Annotated in this window: 6 protein-coding genes and 1 pseudogene; all 7 read right to left on the minus strand. The window is 59.2% G+C overall.

The genetic code is table 11. From position 1 onward, the window contains the following. Positions 1-126: 126 nt before the first annotated feature. Positions 127-591: pseudogene (locus tag QQJ86_RS22550) on the minus strand (acyltransferase); the annotation flags it as partial. A gap of 275 nt (positions 592-866) precedes the next feature. Then, positions 867-1,715, minus strand: coding sequence for a Wzz/FepE/Etk N-terminal domain-containing protein (locus tag QQJ86_RS22555; protein WP_284323225.1), 849 nt, complete (start codon positions 1,713-1,715; stop codon positions 867-869). Next, the gene (locus QQJ86_RS22560) at positions 1,702-2,859 is read right to left on the minus strand and encodes a hypothetical protein (RefSeq protein ID WP_284323226.1); all 1,158 of its coding nucleotides are present in this window, start codon (positions 2,857-2,859) and stop codon (positions 1,702-1,704) included. The genes QQJ86_RS22555 and QQJ86_RS22560 overlap by 14 nt, the downstream gene beginning before the upstream one ends. Next, on the minus strand, positions 2,856-3,791 hold the full coding sequence (locus QQJ86_RS22565; protein WP_284323232.1) for a glycosyltransferase family 2 protein: 936 nt from the start codon (positions 3,789-3,791) through the stop codon (positions 2,856-2,858). Before QQJ86_RS22565 ends, QQJ86_RS22560 begins: the two co-directional genes overlap by 4 nt. 17 nt (positions 3,792-3,808) lie before the next feature. Further along, entirely contained in the window at positions 3,809-5,059 is a 1,251-nt protein-coding gene (locus QQJ86_RS22570) for an O-antigen translocase (RefSeq protein WP_284323227.1), read from the minus strand. Continuing rightward, positions 5,056-6,168: a DegT/DnrJ/EryC1/StrS family aminotransferase gene (locus tag QQJ86_RS22575; RefSeq protein WP_284323228.1), complete on the minus strand. Its 1,113-nt coding sequence runs from the start codon at positions 6,166-6,168 to the stop codon at positions 5,056-5,058. The genes QQJ86_RS22570 and QQJ86_RS22575 overlap by 4 nt, the downstream gene beginning before the upstream one ends. 75 nt (positions 6,169-6,243) lie before the next feature. Further along, on the minus strand, positions 6,244-6,681 hold the full coding sequence (locus QQJ86_RS22580; protein WP_284323229.1) for a sugar 3,4-ketoisomerase: 438 nt from the start codon (positions 6,679-6,681) through the stop codon (positions 6,244-6,246). Positions 6,682-7,177: the final 496 nt, after the last annotated feature.

Consider the following 7,177-nt stretch of genomic DNA (forward strand, 5'->3'; position numbering starts at 1 on the left):
AACATCCTGGAGGTTAAGGACGAAAAAGAAGTGAAAAACCCTACCCTGTATGGCCTGACTTATTTCTCGGCCTATCTGCAGAGATAGCGCAAGGAAGCAAATGGCCCGATTTGATATCCCGCCTTACGAGCTGGAAGCATCCACGTAGCCGACGATGCGCGCAGGCGAGCCAACGACGATTGCAAACGGCGGCACCGATTTGGTCACCACGGCACCGGCACCTACCATTGCACTCTCTCCGATGGTGATCCCCGGCAAAATCGTAGCGTTCGCACCGATCGAGGCGCCCTTGCATACGCGGGTCTGAAGGAAGGCAGCCGGTCGCACTCGCGAGCGCGGGAACGGATCGTTGGTGAATGTAGCGTTGGGGCCGATGAAGACGTCGTCCTCGATGCGAATACCGTCCCACAACTGCACACCGGACTTGATGGTCGAGCGGCTGCCAACCTCCACATCGTTTTCGATGAAACAATGGGAGCAGATGTTCACGTCCTCGCCGATGCGCGCACCTTCGAGGATGACGACGTACTGCCACACCCGTGTGCGGGCGCCGATGTGGGGGCTTTGTACGTCGGCGGACGGGTGGATCATGGCCGGGTCGCTCATGAAGTGCTCTTGGGTGCTGAATACGTTTAGCAATGCTTCCAACACATCGCAAACCAGTCCCCTCTCCCCTTTGGGGAGAGGGTTAGGGTGAGGGGCGAAGCTTGCGAGAAACTCATTTGATACGTGCAAGTTTTGCTTTTTTTCTCGCACAGAACCAACTATTGCACGAGATTGGCCCCTCACCCCAGCCCTCTCCCCGAAGGGGAGAGGGAGCGCCGCGACATTGAATTTTCCCGAAGGGCAGTCAGCCCACACCGGAATTACGAAAGCTCCTTCGCCGCAATCCGCGACGTAGCGGCGGAAACTGCAGCACGCCGCCGCAACGCATTCCGGCGCACTGCCGCCAATGTTCCCAGGAACACGCCCAGCACGCCCCCCATGCCCCACATCAGCAAGTGATTAGGAAATACTGGATCTTCCGAGACGTAGACCGGCCACATCAGCGAGGTGTCGTACGTGTAAGTGGTGCTCAAGCGCGCCTCAAGATCGGCGCGCGCTTGCTGCAGGGAGCGGACCTCGTCATTCTTGCTGGTTAGCAAGACGCCCGCGAAATTGTCCTTGCTCTGTGTGGCGACTTGTTGCAGATGATCCCTTTCTGCCGTGGTTTGCTGCAGATCTGTCAGTACTTCGGCAAGGTGCGCGCGTGCGAAATTCAGCTGTGTGGCTTCCGTGCTGCGATGAATGTCCCTCAGCCGCTCGACCGTTGCTTCGGCCAGCTTGCGAGCCATCTCCGGCGAATGCGCACGCACGCTGAGCTTGATCAGCGGACCGGCGTAAGGCAGCGGTTCGATCTTCAGACTATGGCGATAAAGTGCGCCTTCGGGTGTACGCGACCCAATGCCGATGCTCTCTAGTGTTTCGTTCTGGAACGGGATCAGCTTCACGCGCTCCATCACGCGCGCAAACGGTTCGGCCTTGGGATCCTGCCCTGCCGGCACGAAACCGACCTGCCCGATCTGAATCCAGGCGTCGGCTTGCCACTGCGGTTTGGTCACGCGCAGGAAGGTGAAGGTGGCGGCAAGAACCACGATCAGCACAGCCATGAACCAGCGCCATTCGCGCAGCAGGATGCGCCACATATCGATCAAATAGACTTCATCTCGTTGCATAGTTGGCATGCTCGTCTGAAAGATGGGGTAGCGCGTTACGGTTCGGCAGCCATACGGCCAGCACCTGCAGCACCAGGCAAACGGCGATAAAGCCGCCGTTGGTAAAGGTGTAGGCTTGCGGAGCGAACGGCGACATCAGGCACACGTACGCAACGCGCAGAAAAATAAGCAAAGGAAACAGCGCAACCGACGCCTGCAGACGTCGTACGCTCCACGCCAGCAGCGCGTAGAGACCGATGATCGAAAGCATGGCGCCGATGGGACCAAAGGCCATCAGGAACGGAAAGAATTCCGTACCTACGTTGATGTTAGGCGCGTCCAGTGGAATATCCGTGTCTGCTGTGGCAATGGCACCGGCGCCTGGCATCAACTGACTGACCAGGAATGCAGCGTTCGTGTAGTGCTTGGCGAAGATCGCGCCGAAGTTGTATGGGCCAGCGCTGATATAGAGCAGCAGCCACTTCACACCCTGTGGTGAATCACGGTAAGCGTCGCTGAAAGGCAAAGTGACCGTATCCAGCGAACCCGAACGCAGCATGCCCAGCACGGAAAATACGGTACCGCCCAGCACCACCAGAAAGACCACGCGCAGCCAAGGCACACGCTTATGCAAACCCCGGCGCAACAGCAGCACCATGGCGAGTGCAAACAGCGACGCGAAAATGCGATTGCGGTCGATCACCAGCACCGGAAACACCACGCCTACCGTGATCAGCGCCCAGCGCAACCAGCGATTGCGCGCGCACAGCAAGCCGATCGGCGGCAACGTCCAGCACATGTCGGAAATATGCCGGATATGCTCGTGGCCGCCCTCCATCGTGGCGTAGGACGACGGATTGGTAATGAGCGGAATCGGAAACAGCGCAAGATCGAGCAAACAGAAAAGCCCGACCGCTACTGCATAAGCCAGGGCTACGAATGCTTCGCGCGTACCGGCATAGTGATGCTGGCGAAATTGCACCATCAGTGGCAGCCGCGGACCGAACAGAAGGTCGATCAGCAGCACACCCAGCGACGCGGTCGCCAACAGCAACACGCCCTGCAGATAGTCATCCGGCATATCAAAGCTGTACAGCGTCAGCCCGCATGCCAGCAGCACGGGCAGCACCAGATAGGTGGAAGGCAGGCGCAGCAGCCAGCTCATGTCTTCTCCAGCAGCGTACCGATAGGTGGCAGCCTCAGTTTGGACACGGCCAGCAACGCGAGGTACACCAGCATGTGGAACGCCAGCACGAACATGCGCTTCTGCAGGAACGCGATCTTTGCGCAAATGTAATGCGCTTGCGCTTTGAGCAAGGTGCGGTGTGGTTCGTCGAACAGATCCGCGCGGCGCCGCGCCACCTCACATGATTCAGTGAGGTTTACGATACGCGTGGCCGTATGCCGCGTCTTGCTCACGTTATTGCCATGCAGGCGATACGCGCCCACGTGCACGTCGATAAAGCCAAGAGCATCACACGCGGCCACGCGCAAGAAGAAATCCCAATCGTCGATGCGCAACCCTTCCGTCCAGCGGCCGATGGTCTCCAGCGCGCTCTTGTGTAGTAACGCAACGGGACCGCCAATCGCCCACTGGCTGATCACCGCCCGGCGGATACCTTCATCGCTGCTGTACAAACGCTTGTCGGCATGATGCAAATCGCGCATGCCGCTGTCGTGCAACTTGTTGCCGTACTGGTCCACCACAATGGAATCGCCAACCACCGCCCGCTTGGTGGGATGCATTTGCAGATAGCGCACCTGCGCCTCCAGACCGCCCGGTAAAAGGTAGTCATCGCTGGCGCACAGGCGCAGGAACTCGCCTCGCGCACGTGCCGCCAACTCGTTCCAGGCAGCACTGATGCCCCGGTTTTCGCGCTGCACGTACTCCACACGCAGCAAATGGCCCTGCGCCTTGATCCATTCGGCGATCTTTTCCCCGGTGCGGTCGGTGGAGCCATCGTCGATAACCACGATCTCCTTGGCCGGATAGGGATCTTCCAGCACGCTGTCCAGGCAACGCTGCACGAAGCGCTCGTGGTTGTAGGCCGGGATCAACACGGAAACCAGGGGCTTGGCCGCGGCCGGCGTAGTCATCACTTTGGCTGCTGTCGTCATAGCGCCCCCAAATAGCGTCGCGCAACAACCAAGTTGAACGCGAGATAGAACAGGTAATTCACGGCAAAGGCGTACATCGCACCGATCAAACCGAACGACGCGGTGAATACGTAAACCAAGGCCAAGTAGCTCAGTGCGAACACGCATTCAGAAATCACAAACAGCCGCGTCATGGCCTTGGCCAGCATCAGATACGACAGCATGAAGGATGCAATCTTGAGCACATCACCCAGCAGTTGCGGCGCGTACAAGGCGTTCGCGGATGAAAAGTCCGCGCTGAACAACAAGCGTGTCACCCACCCGCGCATCGCGTAGACGAACAGCGCCATGACGACAACAGCCGGCAACAGATAGCGGTAAGCATTGCGCAACTCGTTCGCCAGTGATGCGCGATCATGTGTGGCAGCAAGCTTGGGTAGGTAATAAATGTTGATCGCGGTGGTGAGGAACAGCAGGTAGGCATCCGACACCTTGCTCACCGCCTGCCAATAACCTACCCGCTCCCAGCCAAACTGCAGCGCCAGATGGTTGCGCACGGCGATGTTGATCAGCGGCAACAGCAATGCCGAGGTAAGCGTCATGATCGAGAAGGCAGCGAGCTTCAGGCTCATCTCGCGATCGAAATGCATGCGCAACATCCCGCGCTGGAAATAAGGACTGCGCCGCCAGGCTGGCAGCCCCACCACCAGCAACAACACCTGCCCAGCCACCAGCGCCAACAATGCGCCATACAGATGCAGCCAACGCGACAGCCCCAACGCCAGCACCACACTCAGCACCGAACCAAGCACCTGGATGAAAGCCAGCCGGCGCACATCCATGAAACCGTTGATCACGGCCAATATGTAATTGGCCAACGCAATGCCGAGCTGCGCGACAGCGAGAATGCGGATCAGATTTTCGTAATGCGTATCGCCCAGCAGCCATAGCGAAAGCTGGCGGCTCATCAATAACGCCACACATCCCATCAACACGGAAGCGATGCATGCGTACCACAGCGCCGCGGCCAGCAGCCGCGAAAGCCGTTGCGCATCGTGGCGATATTCCGCCACGTATTTCACGATGCCCGCGCTGATGCCGCCGCCGGCGAGCACCGCCAGCAATGACATCAAGCTCATGAATTGGCCGAGCTTGCCCACCCCTTCTGGTCCGGCCAGCCACGCCACCAGCTTCACGATCACCAACCCCGCCAGCAGACGCGCCGCGGTGGCGATGGTCGAATAGAAGCCGGCGCGCACGATGCTCATGCCGCGGCCTCGAATGTCTGGCAGGCGGCAATCACTCGCTGCACGTCTTCATCGCGCAAGGTCGGCCCGATCGGCAGACTCAGCACTTCGTCGTGCAATTGCTCGGTCAACGGCAAATGCAGTTCATGCAACGCGGGATACGCCGCCTGGCGATGCGGCGGCGTCGGGTAGTGCACCTGGCTATGCACGCCATGCGCCTGCAGATGTCGTTGCAAAGCTTCCCGCTGTGCGCAACGCACAACGAACAGATGCCAAACATGCCGTGCCTCGTCGGCCACCGCCGGCAGGTGGATCAAGGGATGGCTGATGCCTTCGCGATAACGCCGCGCTACGTGGCGACGTTTTGCAATGTCCTCGTCGAGGTATTTCAGCTTCACGCGCAACAACGCAGCCTGCAGTTCGTCCAGGCGCGAATTGATGCCTTGGTAAAGATGCTGGTACTTCACTTCCGAGCCGTAATTGCGCAGCGCAGTGACGCGCGCGGCCAACAGGCTGTCGTTCGTGACGACCGCGCCGCCATCGCCCAGCGCCCCCAGGTTTTTTGCGGGAAAAAAGCTGAAGCCTGCGGCATGTCCCCATGCACCGGCCTTGCGCTCATGGCTTGCCGCGCCATGCGATTGCGCCGCATCCTCGATCAATAGCAATTGATGGCGCTCTGCCAACTCGGTTAAAGCAGCCATGTCGGCGAGTTGACCGTACAAATGCACAGCCATGATCGCGCGCGTGCGTGGACCGATCGCCGCTGCGACACGTATCGGGTCGATATTGAAACTTACCGGATCGGGCTCCACGGGTACCGGCACCAACCCGCTTTCGGTAATGGCGAGAAAGCTGGCAATGAAAGTGTTGGCAGGCACGATCACCTCATCGCCATCGTGCAGTGCGCCCAAGGCCTTGTAGCCGCGCAGGATCAGCGACAGCGCATCCAGGCCGTTGCCCACTCCGATCGCGTGGCGCACACCGCAGTAGTCGGCGAACTCCCGCTCGAACGCCGCAACTTCCTGGCCAAGGATGTACCAGCCCGAGTCAATCACGCGCGCAGCGGCGGCCTTCAGCTCGTCGGCGTGACGCGCGTTGATGTCTTTGAGATTGAGAAAGGGGATGTCCATATCAGGCGTTGCAATCGCTGTTCCACTGAAAAGGCTCGCAGGCGAGCTGCGCATACTCTGGTGCGCTGATAAGGACTAGCCGTTTTGGCATGCAGCCAACTCTCCGCGATACAGGGGGCTTTTCACCTCACTCAGGAATTCGTCGTAGTTGGTGATGTAATCGGTGGGGTCGTACAACTGGTCGGCCAACACCATCAACACGCAGTCGTCGCTGAAGTCGTACATCTCGCGCCACACCATGTTGCCCAATAGGAGACCTTGCGAAGGATCATCAAGCACGACCTCCACCGGCCCCGTGCCATCGTCAAGCAAGAACGTAACCGAGCCGCGCACCGCCACCGCCAGCTGGTTCAAGTGGCGATGCGCATGCTGACCGCGATGCACCTCGTTCTTGGTGGCGAACAGGTAATACACGCGCCGGATATCGAAGGACACGTTGCGATCCTTCTCCAAAGCAATGAGCATGCCGCGCTCATCGCCATGCTGCTGCAACTGGACTCGTTGAATTTGCATGTTGTGGACCGGCCGTCGGCTTCCGTGGATGCGTCATGCAAATGAGTGCCGGGCTGTCAGGAAAAGGTTGTGGTTGTGTTGCTCCCCCTCGGGGTCTGATTGGCGTCTCGCCTCAGCTGGGTATGTCGTGGTGTTGGGGCATTGCCTGCGGCGCTTTCGGAGCTTTCGGTCCCTAAAGGGCCCGAGTCACTTTTCTTTGCTGGCCCAAAGAAAAGTAACCCAAAGAAATGGCCTCAAGAGCTCATGGCATTGCATAAGTTACAAGCTTGAACGATGACGCCCTGCTTTGATCGTTGACGGGCCAAGCCTCCACCGCGCCGCTATACCGCGAGGCGTCGAGACGTTGAGGGCTTAAAGCATGCCTGCCCAAAGGCTGAGCTTTGCTGAGATCCGCCCGATCTGCTTTAAGTCCTCAGCGCTTCGACGCCTCGCGGTATAGCGGGAGCGTTGAACCATGGGCGATCAACCACCTATCTAGCCAGAAACGTTCAGGCTT

The organism is Dyella acidisoli, assembly GCF_030160295.1.
Lineage (GTDB): Bacteria > Pseudomonadota > Gammaproteobacteria > Xanthomonadales > Rhodanobacteraceae > Dyella_B > Dyella_B acidisoli.